The sequence below is a fragment of the Streptomyces sp. NPDC058373 genome, from assembly GCF_042723275.1.
Lineage (GTDB): Bacteria > Actinomycetota > Actinomycetes > Streptomycetales > Streptomycetaceae > Streptomyces.
Map to the genome: position 1 here is coordinate 32,077 of NZ_JBHXJE010000047.1, position 17,201 is coordinate 49,277.

A 17,201-nucleotide genomic window follows, 5' to 3' on the forward strand; every position below is an offset into this window, starting at 1 on the left:
TCCGCGGCGGTACGGCCGTCGCCGTCATCCGCTGCTCGCGCGGCCGCAGCGCGGGGGCAGCGCGGGGGCGAGGACGGCGGCGGCCGCCAGCAGCACCAGCACCACGCCCATCCCGCCGGTGCTCACCCCCAGCGCCTCCCGGACCGCCGGGGTCCGCGCCACCCAGGAGGCCATGCCGACCCCGGCGACCAGCACGAAGACGAAGAGCGCCGCACGCCGGCGGCGGGTGGGGAAGTCCAGCGCGGAAGAATCCTCGGCGGACACAGGGCAGCGGAATGTACGTTCGTACGCCCCGGGGTGTATGACCGTACGCCCGGCGGGGTCATCCCGCGCCCCCGCCCGGCGCTACGGTGAACCCCCGGGCGGCAGGACCGCCCGCACGACCAGGAGGATCAGGTGGCGACCGGACAGACCGACCCCGACCGGCGGGAGCGCATCCTCGCCGCCGTGCTGGACCTCATCGCCGAGGACGGTGTGGCCGGTGTCTCGCACCGCAAGGCGGCGGCCCGCGCCGGGGTTCCCCTGGGGTCGATGACCTACCACTTCGCCTCGATGGACGAACTGCTCCGCGAGGCGTTCACCCGCTTCTCCTCGACCATCGTGGCGGTCTTCGAGGACCGCCTCGGCGCCGCCACCACCGCGGACGAGGCCCGCGCCGCCGTGGTCGGCCTGGTTCATCACCTCTCCAGCGGCAACCAGCGCGACCTGATTCTCACCCAGGAGCTCTACACCCTCGCCGCCCGCCGCCCCGCCTACCGCGAACTGACCCGCGCCTGGATGGCCCGCAGCCGCGACATCCTCGAACGCCACTTCGACCCCGCCACGGCCCGCCAGCTCGACGCCCTCATCGAGGGCCTCTCCCTCCACCGCGCCCTGGACACGGAGCCGCACGAGCGCGCGGTGACGGTGGAGGCGGTGGAGCGGATCACGGCAGGGGGTCAGGCGTCGCCGCGCTCGTAGCGGCTGGGGAAGGGGAAGTAGGTCTCCAGGAAGGTGTTGATCTTCCGGTTGACGGCGTCCTGCTCCTCGACGGGGGTGTTGACGTCGTTGAGGCAGAAGAAGTCGAACCGGCGGTTGGCGACCAGCTCTTCCAGCCGCTCGTCGGCGTCCGGGCGAGCGACGTCGACGTAGCGGGTCTTGTACGTGGCGGGTACGGCGCGGCCGGTGAGGAAGGCCTGGTGGTGGTGGAAGGAGGCGCCCATCGCGATGTCGGTCGGGGCCCGGAACCGCGAGCGGGCGGTGCGGTCGACGTCCTCCGCGAACCGCTCCTCGATGTCCCGCATGACCGAGCGGATCTGCGGGTGCGGGGTGTGGGCGAACTTGTTCACCGTCATCCGCCCGTGCTCCTGCCGCAGCAGACGCCGGACGTTCTTGCCCGCCGAGTTCGGCGCGGGCTCCTCGGGGTGCGGGAGGCCGAGGCCGAGCTGCGAGGGGGAGAAGGGGAGCTTGGCGATGCCGTTGCCGTGGAAGAAGTGGCCGGGGGTGACCGGTCGGCCGAGGAAGATGTCGTCGTTGAAGTACAGGTAGTGCTCGGAAAGACCGGCTATGCGGTGCAGTTGGGTGCCGATGGCGTGGGAGTTGAAGACCGGCAGGGCATCCGGCGTGCGGAAGATGTCCTTGTGGTCGACGACCTGGACGCCGGGCGCCGAGGTGTCGAGCCAGGACGGGGTCTGGCCGTCGGTGACGATGTAGATGTTCCGCAGGAAGGGCGCGTACATCTGCAGGGAACGCAGGGAGTACCTGAGTTCGTCATGGCTGGTGTAGCGGGAGGCTCCGGCCTCCCGGGAGGTGGTCCCGGGCGCGCCGCCCGTCCGGTGCGCCTCGCGCTTGGCGGCCAGGACGGGGTCGTCGCCGTCCACCCAGGTGTAGACGACGTCGAGGGGGAAGTCGACCGTGTCGATCACCGGCTCGTTGAACCCGGCGAAGGTCGGGTGGCCGGCCCCGCCGGCGGTGCGGGTGGCCGGCGTCTGGTCATCGGCGGGCACCACGTCGGAGACCGCGTTGGGCCGGGGGCCGACCAGCGCACCGGTCAGCAGGGCGGGTGGTGCCTGGTACCGGAGGCCGCTCAGGATCTCTGCGGCGCGCTCGCTCCCCTGCCCCGCCTCTTCCAGGAGCTGCTGTCCCTCCCGCCAGAACTCCACGTCGCAGCCCCTGACCAGCCCGGCGAGTATCTGCCCCGAGGGGCCGAGGAGGATCTCGCCGAACCGGATGACCGTCCGGCGCTTCAGTTCCGTGGGCAGCGCGCCCTCGGCGTAGAGCGCGGCCTCCTCCGGCCAGGGGTTCAGGCCCGGCTCCGCCGCGTAGAGGCCGGTGGTCGCGTACAGCTCCCGCACGGCGCTGAGCAGGGCCTTGCGGTCCGAGAGCCGCACGCCGACCACGTACCGCTGGACCGAGCGGCCGGGCACCATGAAGTAGTCGACGCCCGCGTGCTTCAGCGCCTCCGTGATCAGCGTGAGGTTGCGTCCGGCCGCCTCGGCCTCTTCCAGGCTGCGCACGCGGCGTCCCACCCAGGCGCGTCCGCCGACCTCGACCTCGGTCAGATCAGGGTCCGCCGCCAGCAGGGCCTTGCGCCGTTCCGCCGCCTTCTGGGCCGTCTGCTCGGCCGGGGGGACGCTCCGCCGCGCCTCGCGGCGCAGGCGGGAGAGGAGCGGCTTGGACGTCGACATGCGTATCCGATCTGGTCTGTCAAAGGGGAAGGACGGTACTGGCCCGCCGGGTGGCCGCTCGCCTGGCGGTCTCTCCTTCGTCCGCGTGAGGGCAGGTGCGCAGCCGGAGCCGACCGCTGGACGCGCGGACGCGCCCGTGCGGCACGGGACCGTTCCCTCGGCCGGTGCCCTCGGGGCACGTTCTCCGTACCTGTTCAGACTGCCGTTCGACGGTGAGGGCCGCTACGCCGCCCCGGCAAGCGTGAGACGGCCGTGTCGCGTTTGCTGCCGAAATGCGTCCTCGTCTCGTACAACCTTTCGTGGGTTCGCTGGTCGACTCCGACGGGCCCAGCGCCCACCGGGCCCGGTAGCGCGCCCCCGGCCGCCGCGGGAGGAGGGCCTGGAGGATGGCGTCCGCGTGGTGGGTGGTCGCCCGGGTCGCTGTTCACCGGTTGTCCATGCTCGGTCAATTGTGGGCCTTTAACGTTCCGCCCGAGCGGGACCCTCCGGTCAGCGGGCCGGGGGGCGGACAACACCCCCACGGAGTGGCAGTGGAACGTCGAACCTTCCTGCGCACCACGGTCGTCGGCGGCTCGGCCGTCGCCCTCGGCGGCACCTTGTGGGCGGGCGCGGCCCACGCGGCACCCGCCCAGCCCGGCGCCGGTCCGTACGGGCCGATCGGATCGGCGGACGCTCAGGGCGTCCGCCTTCCGGCCGGGTTCAGCAGCCGGGTCGTCGCCCGCTCGGGCCGGCGGGTCGCCGGTACTTCGTACACCTGGCACCCGGCGCCGGACGGTGGCGCCTGTTACGCCGACGGCAGTGGCTGGATCTATGTGTCCAACTCGGAGGTGAGCCCGAACGGCGGCGCCGGGGCGATCCGGTTCTCCGCGGCCGGTGCCGTCACCGGCGCCTACGCCGTCCTCTCCGGCACCCGCACCAACTGCGCGGGCGGCAGCACCCCGTGGCAGACCTGGCTCTCTTGTGAGGAGGTCGACCGGGGGTACGTCTACGAGACCGACCCGTGGGGCGTGAAGGCGGCGGTGCGGCGGGACGCCATGGGCCGTTTCAAGCACGAGGCCGCCGCGGCCGACCCGGTCCGCAAGGTGGTGTACCTGACGGAGGACGTCACCGACGGCTGCTTCTACCGCTTCGTTCCGGCCACCTGGGGCGACCTCTCCGCCGGTCGGCTGGAGGTGCTCCGGATGGGGTCGGGTACCAGCGGTCCGGTCACCTGGGCCCCCGTCCCCGACCCGTCCGGCGCCTCCACCGCCACCCGCGACCAGGTCTCCGGCGCCAAGCGGTTCAACGGCGGCGAGGGCTGCCACTACGCCGACGGCACCTGCTGGTTCACCACCAAGGGCGACAACCGGGTCTGGCGGTACGACGCCGCGGCCCAGCGCCTCGACCTCACCTACGACGACTCGCTGGTCCCCGGTGGGGCCGCGCCCCTGACCGGCGTCGACAACGTCACCGGCAGCCCCTACGGCGACCTGTACGTCGCCGAGGACGGCGGGTCGATGGACATCTGCGTCATCACGCCGGACGACGTGGTCACCCCGTTCCTGCGGATCGAGGGCCAGTCCGCCTCCGAGATCACCGGACCCGCCTTCTCGCCCGACGGCACCCGCCTCTACTTCTCCAGCCAGCGGGGGACCAGCGGCAGCTCCTCCGGCGGTATCACCTACGAGGTCACCGGCCCGTTCCGCCGCTGACCCCGTCCGCCTCCGCATCACCCGAGGGCCGTCCGGCCCGCCGCCGCCCGGGGCGCCGGACGGCCCTTCGGCGTGCGCGAACCGCCCGCAGGTCGGGGGCGGGCAGGGCGGCGCCGTGATCCGGGCCGTGTTCCTGGCTCTCCCCGCCGGGGGCTCCGGGCGCGCTCGGGGCGTGCTCGTCGTGCTCGGTGGGTGCCGGGCGGGCCGGCTCGGGGCCGACCTGCGCGCCCACGCCGTACGCCGCGCCGAAGGCGACGAGGAGACCGGCCGCGTACAGCCCGATCCGTACTCCTGTGCTCATGGCCGCTCCCTCGTCCGGGGGCGCTTCCGCGCCCGGTGATCTCCCTTTCAACTTACCCCGGGGGGGTACCAAGTCAAGCGGCCGGAGTGGCTTGCGTTGCATACGGGCGGGGGGTATACCTGACAATGACGGGTACCCCCTGGTGGTATTCGAGGGGTGGGGGCCCGCCCCGGAGGCCGTCACCGCACGTCCCTGGAGGCGGCACCTGTGAGGCCCGCAGGACCCGTGAGCGACGGAGGAGCAGTGGTCATGAGTGGCCGGACGACGGCAGCGGACACAGCGCAGGTCGAACTCGCCATCGGCGGGATGACTTGCGCCTCCTGCGCCGCGCGCATCGAGAAGAAGCTCAACCGCATGGACGGTGTCGAGGCCACCGTCAACTACGCCACCGAGAAGGCCAAGGTCTCCTACGCCGACCCCGTCGAGGTCGGCGACCTCATCGCCACCGTCGAGGCCACCGGCTACACCGCTCGCGAACCCGAGCCGCCCCGGTCAGGCCCCGGCGGCGCGGAGACGGGCGACGGCGCCGACGCGCGGGCCGAGGAGGAGCTGCGCCCCCTGCGCCAGCGGCTGACCACCGCCGTCGTCCTCGCCGTCCCCGTCATCGCCATGGCGATGATCCCCGCCCTCCAGTTCACCTACTGGCAGTGGCTCTCCCTCACCCTGGCCGCGCCCGTCGTGGTCTACGCCGCCTGGCCGTTCCACCGGGCCGCCTGGACCAACGCCCGGCACGGCGCCGCCACCATGGACACCCTGATCTCGGTCGGCACCTCGGCCGCCTTCCTCTGGTCCGTCTGGGCCCTGTTCCTCGGCACCGCGGGAACACCGGGGATGACCCACCCCTTCGAGTTCACCGTGGCCCGTACCGACGGCGCCGGGAACATCTACCTGGAGGCCGCCGCGGGAGTCACCGCCTTCCTCCTCGCCGGGCGCTACTTCGAGGCCCGCTCCAAACGCCGCGCCTCGGCGGCGCTGCGCTCCCTGATGGAGCTGGGCGCCAAGGAGGTCACCGTCCTGCGCGGCGGCCGCGAGGAGCGGGTGCCGGCGGGCGAGCTGCGTACCGGTGACCACTTCGTGGTCCGCCCTGGCGAGAAGGTCGCCACCGACGGCACCGTGGTCGAGGGCTCCTCCGCCATCGACGCCTCCCTGCTCACCGGTGAGTCCGTCCCCGTCGAGGTGGGCGTCGGCGACGCCGTCACCGGTGCCACCCTCAACGCCGGAGGCCGCCTCGTCGTCGCCGCCACCCGGGTCGGCGCCGACACCCAGCTCGCCCGGATGGCCAAGCTGGTCGAGGAGGCGCAGAACGGCAAGGCCGCCGCCCAGCGGCTCGCCGACCGCATCTCCGCCGTCTTCGTCCCCGTCGTCATCGCCCTCGCCGTCGCCACCTTCGGCTTCTGGCTCGGCTCCGGCTCCGGACTGACCGTCGCCTTCACCGCGTCCGTCGCCGTACTGATCATCGCCTGCCCCTGCGCGCTGGGTCTCGCCACGCCGACCGCCCTCATGGTCGGTACCGGGCGCGGCGCCCAGCTCGGCATCCTCATCAAGGGCCCCGAGGTGCTGGAGAGCACCCGCAAGGTCGACACGGTCGTCCTCGACAAGACCGGCACCGTCACCACCGGCCGCATGACCCTGCTCGGCGTGCACACCGCCGGCACCATCTCCGAGGACGAGGTGCTGCGGCTGGCCGGCGCCCTGGAGCACGCCTCCGAACACCCCATCGCCCAGGCCGTCGCCCGCGCCGCCGCCGACCGCACCGGACCGCTCCCCGCCTCCGAGGGCTTCGCCGGGGTCGCCGGGCTCGGTGTCCAGGGCGTGGTCGAGGGGCACGCCGTCCTCGTCGGCCGCCCCCGCCTCCTCACCGAGTGGGCGATCGAGCTCCCCGCCGGCCTGGAGCGCGCCCACGCCGAGGCCGAGGCCGCCGGGCGCACCGCGATCGCGGTCGCCTGGGACGGTGAGGCCCGCGCGGTCCTGGAGGTCGCCGACGCCGTCAAGGAGACCAGCCCCGAGGCGATCCGCCGGCTCCGCGCGCTCGGCCTCACCCCGGTCCTGCTCACCGGCGACAACCGGGCCGCCGCCGAGTCGGTCGCCCGCGAGGTCGGCATCGAGAAGGTGATCGCCGAGGTGATGCCCGAGGACAAGGCCGAGGTGGTCAAGGGCCTCCAGGCCGAGGGCCGTACGGTCGCCATGGTCGGCGACGGGGTCAACGACGCCGCCGCCCTCGCCCAGGCCGACCTCGGCCTCGCCATGGGCACCGGCACGGACGCCGCCATCGAGGCCGGCGACCTCACCCTGGTCCGCGGCGACCTCCGCGTGGCCGCAGACGCGGTCCGCCTCGCCCGCCGCACCCTGTCCACCATCAAGTCCAACCTCTTCTGGGCCTTCGCCTACAACGTCGCCGCCCTCCCCCTCGCCGCCGCCGGCCTCCTCAACCCGATGATCGCCGGAGCCGCCATGGCCTTCTCCTCGGTCTTCGTGGTCGGCAACTCCCTGAGGCTCCGCACGTTCCGGGGGGCCTGAGCGGGGCCTGAACCTCACCCGAAATCCAGCCCGGCCGGCGCTTGAGGCCACTTGTACCGAGCCCGGGCGGCAGGTGAGGCCGCTGGTTCAAGCCCGGCCGGCGCTTGAGGCCACCCCACGTCCCGGGGGACGACGCCGGGAGCCGGCCCCCTGGGGACCGGCTCCCATTCCCGTACACGACTCCACCCGAGGCGGCCTACGGCCGCCACCCCGCTAGGGCAGAGGGAACTCAGCGATCGTCGAAGGGATCGTGTCCGATCCCTGAGTGGGCTCCCCGACCTGGTTGATCACGTGGTCGTAATGCCCCATCCCCCCGAGCGACACGGTGAGCAGCCCGTGGAACTTCACCCCGGGCTTCACCGGCGCCTGGAAGCCGTGCTCCTGCCGGATGGTCGGGTCCACGTTGTAGTTGCAGTAGCTGCCCAGGCCCCAGCCCTCGTGGGTGTCCACCGAGTCCTCGACCTTGTAGGCCGCGTACCCCTGGGTGTCGCCGTTCTGGATGGCCGCCTGGTCCGGCGCGTCGTACGCCTTCTCGTTCTGGTAGAAGATCGTCCGGCCGCGCTCACCGGCCCACACCACGTCGTACTTGTTGAAGTGTTCCACGAAGAGGCCGGTGGCCAGCACGTCGTCGCCGTTGACCTGGACGCCGTAGTCGGCCCGGTTGGTCTCCCAGCCGACGCCCTCGCCGTGGTCGGCGCGCCAGATCCAGGTGTGGTCGACGATGGTGTCGTTGCTGTTGACGACGAGGCTGGTGGTGGCCTTGCCGGGGCCGGCGCCGCCGATGCGGATGAAGACGTCCTGCACGGTCGTCGGGTTGTCCGCGTGACTGGCGGAGGAGCCCTCCTCGCCGATCTCCACCAGCGTCTCGGAGTTCTCGGTGCCCGCGTCGATCAGGAGTCCGGCCAGCCGCACCCCGTCGACGTCGCCGACCTTCACCGCGGTCACCCCGTTGTCCGGGATGATCGTCGCGTAGCCGAGGCCGAGGACGACGGTGTCCGCCCGGTCGATGTCGATCGTCTCGTCCACGTGGTAGATGCCCGGCGTGAACAGCAGGTGCAGCCCCTGGTCCACGGCGGCGTTGATGGTCGCCGCCGTCGCCCCCGGCTTCACCACGTAGAACTGGTCCAGCGGCAGTGACTCGCCCTGCTGGTTCCCCTCCCACGAGACGCCGCGCGCGTTGGTCCGCTTCTCGGGGACGAACACCTTGTAGTCGTCGCCGTCCAGGTACAGGAACGGCTTCTCACGGGAGATCGGCGTGGTCTCCAGCGTGGTGTACGGCGGCTCCGGGAAGCCCTGCCCCGGGGCGCCCTCCACACCGGAGAAGACCATGTTCCAGACGCCGTTGGTCCAGCCGCCGACCGAGCTGTCGCGGGTGTACCACTGCTGCTGCGAGTAGGGGCCGACCTCGCCGTCGATCTTGGAGTCGGCGATGTAGCCGCCGCTCGCCCAGCCGTAGCCGTCGGGCGCCAGGTTCAGACCACCGCGGACGTGCATCCGGCGGAACGGCGCCGCCTGCGACACGGCCCAGCGGTTGGTGCCGTTGACGGGGCTGAGCGAGAGGTTCTCCGCCGAACGCCAGAAGTTCTGCGTGGCGTTGCCGTCGAACCAGCCGGCGTCGACCGTCACGTCCCCGTTGAAGTGGGTGTCGTCGGGGGAGAGGCCGAGCCCGGAGATGGCGGTGTAGAAGCCGATCTGCACGTTGAGGTCGTCGTAGGTGCCCGGCTTGAACATGAGGGCGTGGCGTCCCTCGCCGAACTGCGCCGACTCCTGCTCCTTGAAGATCTGGTCGACCGTGCCCTGGATGTCCGGCGTCGACGGGTCGAAGACGTGGACGTTGGGGCCGAGGTCGCCGCCGCCCTCGACGGGGTCGACGTTGTTCTGGGCGGCGGGTGCGGGTGCCGCCTGCGACGAGGTGGCGGGGAGCATGACCAGTGCCGTGGCGGTGAGGGCGCCCGCGACGAGCGCCGAGAGTGTTCTGCGGTGCCGGGCTCGGGGACGGGGCCCGCCGCCCGGTCGTGGGGGTTGGAAGAAGGTGGTGAGCATGTCGGCTCTCCTGAGCTGTCGGAGTGGGGGGACATGGGCCCGCCGTCCCGTCCGTGGCTGCTGCCGGCGGCCGGTGCGGGGGCGCTGGGGGGTGCGGGGGTGGGGCCGATTGAGCACAGGGAAAGGCGGGAGAGCGCTGTGGAAGCGCTCTCCATGGGGGCTGATGGTTCTCCCGGAAACCTGGTGCGTCAAGAGTTGTAACAAGACGTGAAGGAAGTCCTGGCGTGGCGTCAGGAAGTGAAGTGAGGGCGAGAGTCGGCCGACGGGGGTGCTCGGCGGGCGCCTGGCCTCCGCTTTTGCCGGGATGCCGCTCCGGGCGGGTGGGGCTCGGGCGGGGCGATCCCGGCAACGGCGACGTGCGCGTCCGACCGGGCGCCGACGAACGCGTACGTGTTGGACTTGTTCGTGACGAACACGTTCGTCACTGGGAAGACATGACGACGAACTCCGGAGCTCCCGCACCCCGTCCCAGCCCGCGAATGAACGGGTTCCGGGCGGCGGCCGCCTGACGGTGCGGCGAACCGGAAGCCGGGGACGCGTCCCGCGGACCCGGGCCCTGCTCGCCCGCCGGGGCTCGGCCGCAGGTCAGCGGCGTGGACGTCCCGCAAGATCACGGGGGGACGGCGGCGCACTCCTGCCTGCGCGCCGAGACAGCGGTCACCCTGCGCGCCCTCGCCGTCTGGCCGTACGGCGGGGAGGCCGTCGCCCCGGCCGCGTCCCACCCCCGGATCCCGGCATGTGAACAGCCGCCCACGCGAGACGACCCCCCGCTACGCTGACCGGTGCGACTGGTTCGCCCTGTCCGCCAGGCAGGGCGTCGTAAGAGGGAACCCGGGGGGAATCCGGGACTGCCCCGCAGCGGTGAGTGGGAACGACCGCCGTCATACGCACTGGGTCCGGAGACACGGACCCGGGAAGCGACGGCCAGTAGATGTCCGCCCAGATGGACGTGCCCGCGAGTCCGAAGACCTGCCCGCCGCCCGCACGCGACGATCGTGTGCGGACATCCCGGTGACCTCGTGGGCGGGTCGGGGACACCCTCGGACGAAGTCCGGGGGAGTACACATCGGACGGACAGGGCGCGCCCCCGGGCGCGGGTTCGCCGTCCGGTCCGTCGTCCCTTCGCGCTCGCGTCCCGTCCCCGGGATGCCAGGAGACATCTCGCGAAGGAGAGTTCCGTGACAGCGAAGTCCGCAGCCGCGGCAGCACGGCCGACCGTGTACGGCTACCCCCGCCAGGGACAGAACCGGGAACTGAAGAAGGCCGTCGAGGGCTACTGGAAGGGCCGCGTCACCGCCGACGCCCTCAAGGAGACGGCCGCCGCGCTGCGCCGCTCCCGCTGGGGCCAGCTGGCCGAGGCGGGCATCGACGAGGTGCCCACCGGTGACTTCTCGTACTACGACCACGTCCTGGACACCAGCGTCATGGTCGGCGCCGTCCCCCCGCGCCACCGCACGGCCGTCGACGCGGACCCGCTCGACGGCTACTTCGCCATGGCCCGCGGCAACCAGGACGTCGCGCCGCTGGAGATGACCAAGTGGTTCGACACCAACTACCACTACCTGGTCCCCGAACTCGGCCCCGACACCGTCTTCACCGCCGACTCCGCCCAGCAGGTCGCCGAGGTGGCAGAGGCGCTCGCGCTCGGCCACACCGCCCGCCCCGTCCTCGTCGGCCCCGTCACCTACCTCCTGCTCGCCAAGCCCGCCCCCGGCGTCGCCGACGACTTCGAGCCGCTCACCCTGCTCGACGGGCTGCTCCCCGTCTACGCCGAGGTCCTGGCCGACCTGCGCGCCGCCGGCGCCGGATGGGCCCAGCTCGACGAGCCCGCCCTCGTCCAGGACCGCACCCCGGCCGAGCTGAACGCCGCCGCCCGCGCCTACCGCGACCTCGGCGCCCTCACCGACCGGCCCAAGCTGCTGGTGGCCTCGTACTTCGACCGCCTCGGTGAGGCGCTGCCGGTGCTGGCCAAGGCCCCCGTCGAGGGGCTGGCCCTCGACTTCACCGAGGCCGCCGCCGCCAACCTGGACGACCTCGCCGCCGTCGGCGGCCTGCCCGGCAAGCGGCTCGTAGCGGGCGTCGTCAACGGCCGCAACATCTGGATCAACGACTACGAGAAGTCGCTCGCCACCCTCGCCACCCTGCTCGGCCTCGCCGACCGCGTCGACGTCGCCGCCTCCTGCTCCCTGCTGCACGTCCCGCTCGACACCGCGCCCGAACGCGACATCGACCCGCAGATCCTGCGCTGGCTCGCCTTCGCCCGGCAGAAGACCACCGAGATCGTCACCCTCGCCAAGGGCCTGGCCCAGGGCACCGGCGCCATCGCCGCGGAGATCGCCGCCAACCGGGCCGACCTCGTCTCCCGCGCCCGCTCCCCGCTCACCCGCGACCCCGCCGTCCGCGCCAGGACCGCCGCCGTCACCGAGGCCGACGCGCGCCGCCCCCAGCCGTACCCGGAGCGCGCCGCCGCCCAGCGGGAGCGGCTGCGGCTGCCGCTGCTGCCCACCACGACCATCGGTTCGTTCCCGCAGACCGGCGAGGTGCGCGCCGCCCGCGCCGACCTGCGCGCGGGCCGGATCGGCACCGCCGGGTACGAGGAGCGCATCGCCGCCGAGATCGCCGAGGTCGTCGCCTTCCAGGAGAAGGCCGGGCTCGACGTCCTGGTGCACGGCGAGGCCGAACGCAACGACATGGTCCAGTACTTCGCCGAGCAGCTCACCGGCTACCTCGCCACCCAGCACGGCTGGGTCCAGTCGTACGGCACCCGCTACGTCCGCCCGCCGGTCCTCGCCGGGGACATCTCCCGCCCCGCGCCGATGACGGTCCGCTGGACGACGTACGCCCAGTCGCTCACCGACCGGCCGGTCAAGGCCATGCTGACCGGGCCCGTCACCATGCTGGGGAGACCGCCGGGCAGGTCGCGCTGGCCCTGCGCGACGAGGTCGCCGACCTGGAGGCGGCCGGCACCTCGGTGATCCAGGTCGACGAGCCGGCGCTGCGCGAGACGCTGCCGCTGCGCGCCGCCGGCCGGGCCGCCTACCTGGAGTGGGCCACCCGCGCCTTCCGCCTCACCACCGGCGGCGTGGCGCCGGGCACCCAGATCCACACCCACATGTGCTACGCCGAGTTCGGCGACATCGTGCAGGCCATCGACGACCTCGACGCCGACGTCATCAGCCTGGAGGCCGCCCGCTCCCACATGCAGGTGGCGCACGAGCTGGCCGCCCACGGCTACCCGCGCGAGGCGGGCCCCGGGGTGTACGACATCCACTCGCCGCGCGTCCCCGAGGCCGAGGAGGCCGCGGCCCTGCTCCGCGAGGGGCTGGCGGCCATCCCCGCCGAGCGCCTCTGGGTCAACCCGGACTGCGGTCTGAAGACCCGCGGCTGGCCCGAGACCCGCGCCTCGCTGGAGAACCTGGTGGCCGCGGCCCGCGCCGTCCGCGCCACCCTGACCGCCTCCTGAGCGGGGGCGCCCCTGAGAGGGGGCGCCGCAGAGAGCCGGGGTGCCCGCCGGGCGCCCCGGCTCCGCCGTGCCGACCGCGGGGAGACCGGGCCTCGCGGAAGGCGTTCACTCGTATGGAGTAATGCTCCCGGTTTCCGGAACCCGCTTCACGGACGCCCCCGGAGCCCCATGGGCGCGCCTTGCCGGGTGTGGCGCGTGCCACGGGGGGCGGGGCGCGGGCCGGCCCGGGTTGCCGCGGCCGCGTTCCGGGTGCGCCATGGGGACGTGGGTGTGTGGGCCCATGGGGGTGCTCCCGGAATCCTCCGCCACGCGCCGTCCAAGGAGTGATCACGACATGACAGCAGGTGACAGCTTCCTCACCACCGACCAGCTGGTGGGGCTGACCGCCTACGACCGCGACGGAGCCAAGGTCGGCAGTGTCGAACAGGTCTTCCTCGACGACGGCACGGGGAAGCCGGAGTGGGTCACGGTCAAGACCGGCATGTTCGGCATGAAGGAGACCTTCGTACCGCTGGCCGGGGCGGGCCACGACGGCGAGGGACTGCACCTCGCCTACGCCAAGGACACCATCAAGGACGCCCCTCGCGTCGACGCCGACGAGCATCTCGACGCCGCCGAGGAACGCGAGCTGTACGCCCACTACGGGGTCACCCGCGGTGGCGGCAGCGGCAAGACCGGCGACGAGCTCAGCGGCCGTACGGACACCACGTCCGGCAAGGGCACGGGCATGGACGCCGGCACCAAGGCCGCGGCGGCGGGTGCCGCCGGAGCAGCCGCCGGTGCCGGTGGCCGCAGCCAGTCCGGCACGGGCCGGCCCCCCGAGGACCGGCCGCTGGCCGGAGCCGGGGCCGGATCGCCCGCGATGAGCCGTTCCGGCGCCGACATGGGCGACGACGAACGCGCCAAGTACGCCGACGAGATGGTGCGCTCCGAGGAGCAGCTCCGGGTCGGCACCGAGGAGCAGGAGGTGGGCCGCGCCCGCCTGCGGAAGGTGGTCGTGACCGAGAACGTCACCACGACCGTCCCCGTCAGCCACGAGGAGGTGCACCTGGTCCGGGAGCCCATCGGCGAGGGCGACCGGACGCGCGGGACCGAGATCGGCGAGGCCGAGGCGGAGGTGACGCTCCACGCCGAACGCCCCGTCGTCCGCAAGGAGGCCGTCCCCGTCGAGCGGGTGCGCCTGGAGACGGAGAAGGTCACCGAGCAGCGGGAGGTCAGCGACACCGTCCGCAAGGAGGAGATCCAGTACGACGACGGCACCACCGGAACCGGCGGCGCCGACGAGGACGACTGGAAGGGCGGCCGCAGCGGCCCGACCCGCTGACGGCGTCCCGGTACCCGGGAGCCGACCCGGGGCAGCCGGCCGGCCGGACACCTAGGTGTCCGGCCGGCCGCCCGTGCGTCCGGGCGTGGAGAGGGCCCGCCCCGGGCACCCTTCCGCCGCGGGACACGTACGCGTACGCCGTGCACGGCGGGAGGGGGGTGGCCCCGAGCGCCCTGGTTCAGGTGGCGCTGACCCTGATCGGCGTCTTCCTCGTGGCGGTCCTGGTGATCGTGCTGGTCTGATGCGCGGTGCGCCGGCTCCGGCGCCGGGCGCGCCGGTGAGTCGCTCCCCCGACCGGGGGAGCGGTCACGCGGCGGGCTCCAGCCCGGGGTCGACGCCGGTCAGCGCGGCCGAGACGTCCCACAGGCGGCGCGCGGTGACCGGGTCCTTGGCGCGCGCCGACAGCCGGGCCGGGCCCGCGCCGCCCCGGCACTCCAGCGGCCCGGCCGGACCGTAGTACGCGCCGCCGCGCGCGGCCGGGTCGGTGGCGGCCAGCAGGACGGGCAGCGCGCCCGACGAGGCTGACTGGGTGAAGAGCCGCGTCGCCCGCTCCATCCGGGCGGCCCAGGCGCGCCCGGCCATCTTCGGCCCGGCCTGGCCCAGTTCGGTGGCGGCGAGGCCCGGGTGGGCGGAGACGGCGGCCAGGTCGAGTCCGGCGTGCCGGGCGCGGCGGGCCAGTTCGGCGGTGAAGAGCAGGTTGGCCAGCTTGGAGCGGCCGTAGGCGGGCCAGGCGCCGTAGCCGCGCTCGGCGTTGAGGTTGTCGAAGTCGATGAGGCCCATCCGGTGGGCGAGCGAGGAGACCGTCACGACGCGGGCGGGCCCCTCGGTGCCGAGGTACGGCAGCAGATGGGCGGTGAGCGCGAAGTGGCCCAGGTGGTTGGTGCCGAACTGCATCTCGAAGCCGTCCGCGGTACGGCGCTCCGGCAGGGCCATCACGCCCGCGTTGTTGATCAGCAGATCGATCCGGCCGCCGGAGGTCTTGCCGATCTCCTCGGCGGCCTCCGCGACGGAGGAGAGGTCCGCCAGGTCGAGGCGGACCAGCGGCACCTTCGCCTCGGGCACCGCCCGCCGCACGGCGTCCGCCGTCCGCTCGGCCCGGCCGAGGTCGCGGCAGGCCATCACGATCCGCGCGCCGCCCCGGGCCAGCGCCAGCGTGGTCGCGGCACCGATGCCGCCGTTGGCGCCGGTGACCACGGCGGTGGTCCCGGTCAGGTCGGGCAGGGGGCGGGGGGTGGTGCGCGGAGCCATGGGTGTTCGTCTCCCGACGGGGCCGGTGGGCGGTGCTACTGCGGTTCCCCGCCGCCTGCCCGGCGGCGGGGGCTTCACACGGGGACGGACAGCGTACGGCGCCGCCCGTACGCGGGGTGCCGGGCCGGGCCGGACGGCTGACGGGGCGTCCGGTGGGCGGGCGGCGGCTGGTGGGCCCACAGCTTCGTCGTCCATACTGCGGACCGTGGACGAGCGCATAGAGACCAAGGCCCCGCCCGTGTACGTCGCCACCACCTCACCGGCGCACATTCCGGGCATCACCGCCCCCTCGGCCGGCCCGGCGGAGCAGGACGGCGACGCCGCGGGCGGCACCCCCGACGCCGCGGCCCCGCCCGAGGACGCGGCGCCCGAGGCCACGGCCGCCGCGGCGCCCGAGGCGCGGGCGGCCGCCGACGCCGAACAGGAGGCGGCGGACCCCGAGGAGGCGGACACCGATGCCTCCGCCACCGCCGCGCCCGCCGACGGCCCGGTCTTCGAGGCGGCCGACCGCCGCGCCTCGGTGACGGCCGACGCCGACGGCATACGGCTCCGCCTCGACGACCAGGAGGCCGAGTTCACCTGGTCCGAGGTGGCCGCCGTGGAGTCCTCCGTCTCCCGCTTCGGCCGCCGCCTCCTGGTCGCCGTCCACACCCCCGGCCCCTGGCGCTACCCCGCCGAGGTCGAGGCGGACGGCAAGGAGACCGCCAAGGAGTGGCTGACCGCGCTGGACGCGGTCCTGGACGCCTATTTCGAGGAATAGGGCCGACTCCCCAGGGGCTCGGCGGCGACCCTTCGGCCGCCGCCGAACCCTTCGCGCGGCATCCTGGAGCCATGGGAACCGATCCGGTGGCCCCCGGCTCCGCCGCCGCGCGGGTGGCCGCACTGGCCGCCCTGCTCGCCGACGAGACCCGGGCCGTCATGTGCCTCGCCCTCCTCGACGGCCGCGCCTGGACCGCCGGGGAGCTGGCCCGCCGCGCCCGCGTCGCCGCCTCCACCGCGAGCGAGCACCTGACCCGGCTGGTCGCGGGCGGCCTGCTCGCCGAGGAACGGCAGGGCCGCCACCGGTACGTACGGCTCGCCGACCCCGGCGCGGCCCGCCTGGTCGAGGCGCTCGCCGCCCGGGCCGCCCCCGGCGGCGAGCGGCCCGTGGGCCTGCGCGCGGTCCGCGCGGGCAGCCGCCTGGCCCGGGGCCGTACCTGTTACGACCATCTGGCCGGCCGGATCGGCGTGGCCGTCACCGACGCCATGGTGGCGCGCGGCCTGCTCGACCCCGAAAGCGAGCTGACGCCCACCGGCGCGGGCCGCACCTGGTTCGCCGACCAGGGCCTGGACCTCGCGGTGCCCGGCCGCCGCCCCGTCGCCCGCGCCTGCCTGGACTGGACGGAGCGCCGCCCGCACCTCGCCGGTCACGCCGGGGCGGTCCTCTGCCGCCACACCCTGGACCGCGGCTGGTGCCGCCGCGTCGGCACCAGCCGGGCGGTCGAGGTCACTCCCGAGGGCGAGGAGCGGCTGGGCACGCTGCTCGGCGTCTGCGCGGAGGCGTGGCGGCTGCCGGAGTGAGCGGCGGGCGCCACCGCCTCAGCCGCGCGCGCCGGGGTACGCGTCCAGCTCCGCCGCCCCGGCCGGCAGCGCCCGGCCGCGCGCGGAGAGCCGGCCGTGCCAGTCGCTCAGCACGCCCGCCTGCGGTGCCCTCCCGCCCGCCGCCCGCACCTGGCCGACCAGCGGGGCGATCTGCTCCAACAGGTAGCCTCCGCGCCGCAGTTGGTGGACCATCCGGGTGTCCCGCACGGTGGCCGCGTCGTACACGCGGTATCCCGTCAGCGGGTCCCGGCGCGGGCGCACCAGCCTGGCCTGCTAGGCCCTGTCCGGCGGATCTTCGTGGGCCTGCGACGCCTGGCACGCACTCTCGCCGTACGCCCGAATCACCCGAGTACGTCCAGTACGAGGG

The 17,201-nt window shown here is 74.0% G+C and carries 10 protein-coding genes, 3 pseudogenes and 1 riboswitch; of the genes and pseudogenes, 7 read left to right on the top strand and 6 right to left on the bottom strand.

Annotated elements, in window-relative coordinates; all coding sequences use genetic code 11:
• Positions 1-72: 72 nt before the first annotated feature.
• Positions 73-240 (bottom strand): annotated as a pseudogene (locus tag ACFWMZ_RS23280) (MFS transporter); the annotation flags it as partial.
• A 156-nt stretch (positions 241-396) separates the two neighbouring features.
• Between ACFWMZ_RS23280 and ACFWMZ_RS23285 the strand changes: the two are divergent.
• Positions 397-960: a TetR/AcrR family transcriptional regulator gene (locus tag ACFWMZ_RS23285; RefSeq protein ID WP_383183284.1), complete on the top strand. Its 564-nt coding sequence runs from the start codon at positions 397-399 to the stop codon at positions 958-960.
• On the opposite strand, the gene ACFWMZ_RS23290 is transcribed toward ACFWMZ_RS23285, so the two are convergent.
• The gene (locus ACFWMZ_RS23290) at positions 939-2,666 is read right to left on the bottom strand and encodes a stealth family protein (protein ID WP_383183286.1); all 1,728 of its coding nucleotides are present in this window, start codon (positions 2,664-2,666) and stop codon (positions 939-941) included. The genes ACFWMZ_RS23285 and ACFWMZ_RS23290 overlap by 22 nt on opposite strands.
• A 530-nt stretch (positions 2,667-3,196) precedes the next feature.
• Between ACFWMZ_RS23290 and ACFWMZ_RS23295 the strand changes: the two genes are divergently transcribed.
• Positions 3,197-4,357, top strand: a complete 1,161-nt coding sequence (locus tag ACFWMZ_RS23295; RefSeq protein WP_383183288.1) for an alkaline phosphatase PhoX — start codon at positions 3,197-3,199, stop codon at positions 4,355-4,357.
• Here the strand turns inward: ACFWMZ_RS23295 and ACFWMZ_RS23300 are convergent.
• Entirely contained in the window at positions 4,335-4,658 is a 324-nt protein-coding gene (locus ACFWMZ_RS23300) for a hypothetical protein (RefSeq protein ID WP_383183290.1), read from the bottom strand. The two genes, ACFWMZ_RS23295 and ACFWMZ_RS23300, sit on opposite strands and share 23 nt — an antisense overlap.
• Positions 4,659-4,907: 249 nt before the next feature.
• On the opposite strand from ACFWMZ_RS23300, the gene ACFWMZ_RS23305 reads away from it, so the two are divergent.
• Complete coding sequence (locus tag ACFWMZ_RS23305; RefSeq protein ID WP_383183292.1) at positions 4,908-7,175, top strand: heavy metal translocating P-type ATPase; 2,268 nt, start codon at positions 4,908-4,910, stop codon at positions 7,173-7,175.
• A gap of 213 nt (positions 7,176-7,388) precedes the next feature.
• Here ACFWMZ_RS23305 and ACFWMZ_RS23310 read toward each other — a convergent pair whose 3' ends face one another.
• The gene (locus tag ACFWMZ_RS23310; protein WP_383183294.1) at positions 7,389-9,218 is read right to left on the bottom strand and encodes a coagulation factor 5/8 type domain-containing protein; all 1,830 of its coding nucleotides are present in this window, start codon (positions 9,216-9,218) and stop codon (positions 7,389-7,391) included.
• A gap of 820 nt (positions 9,219-10,038) precedes the next feature.
• Positions 10,039-10,189: riboswitch (cobalamin riboswitch) on the top strand.
• 207 nt (positions 10,190-10,396) lie between these two features.
• Between ACFWMZ_RS23310 and metE the strand changes: the two are divergent.
• Together metE and ACFWMZ_RS23320 are read left to right on the top strand one after the other, a co-directional pair.
• Positions 10,397-12,681 (top strand): annotated as a pseudogene (metE, locus tag ACFWMZ_RS23315) (5-methyltetrahydropteroyltriglutamate--homocysteine S-methyltransferase).
• Positions 12,682-13,015: 334 nt separating this feature from the next.
• On the top strand, positions 13,016-14,005 hold the full coding sequence (locus tag ACFWMZ_RS23320) for a PRC and DUF2382 domain-containing protein (RefSeq protein ID WP_383203867.1): 990 nt from the start codon (positions 13,016-13,018) through the stop codon (positions 14,003-14,005).
• 306 nt (positions 14,006-14,311) lie between these two features.
• On the opposite strand, the gene ACFWMZ_RS23325 is transcribed toward ACFWMZ_RS23320, so the two are convergent.
• Complete coding sequence (locus ACFWMZ_RS23325) at positions 14,312-15,253, bottom strand: oxidoreductase (RefSeq protein ID WP_383184061.1); 942 nt, start codon at positions 15,251-15,253, stop codon at positions 14,312-14,314.
• A gap of 205 nt (positions 15,254-15,458) precedes the next feature.
• On the opposite strand from ACFWMZ_RS23325, the gene ACFWMZ_RS23330 reads away from it, so the two are divergent.
• Together ACFWMZ_RS23330 and ACFWMZ_RS23335 are read left to right on the top strand one after the other, a co-directional pair.
• Positions 15,459-16,013 (top strand): hypothetical protein, encoded by a 555-nt coding sequence (locus tag ACFWMZ_RS23330; RefSeq protein ID WP_383184063.1) that lies wholly within the window; start codon positions 15,459-15,461, stop codon positions 16,011-16,013.
• A 71-nt stretch (positions 16,014-16,084) separates the two neighbouring features.
• Positions 16,085-16,813 carry an ArsR/SmtB family transcription factor gene (locus ACFWMZ_RS23335; protein ID WP_383184065.1) on the top strand — a complete coding sequence of 243 codons (729 nt, stop codon included), beginning with the start codon at positions 16,085-16,087 and terminating at the stop codon, positions 16,811-16,813.
• Positions 16,814-16,831: 18 nt separating this feature from the next.
• Here ACFWMZ_RS23335 and ACFWMZ_RS23340 read toward each other — a convergent pair.
• A pseudogene (locus ACFWMZ_RS23340) lies at positions 16,832-17,107 on the bottom strand (MerR family transcriptional regulator); the annotation flags it as partial.
• Positions 17,108-17,201 lie beyond the last annotated feature (94 nt).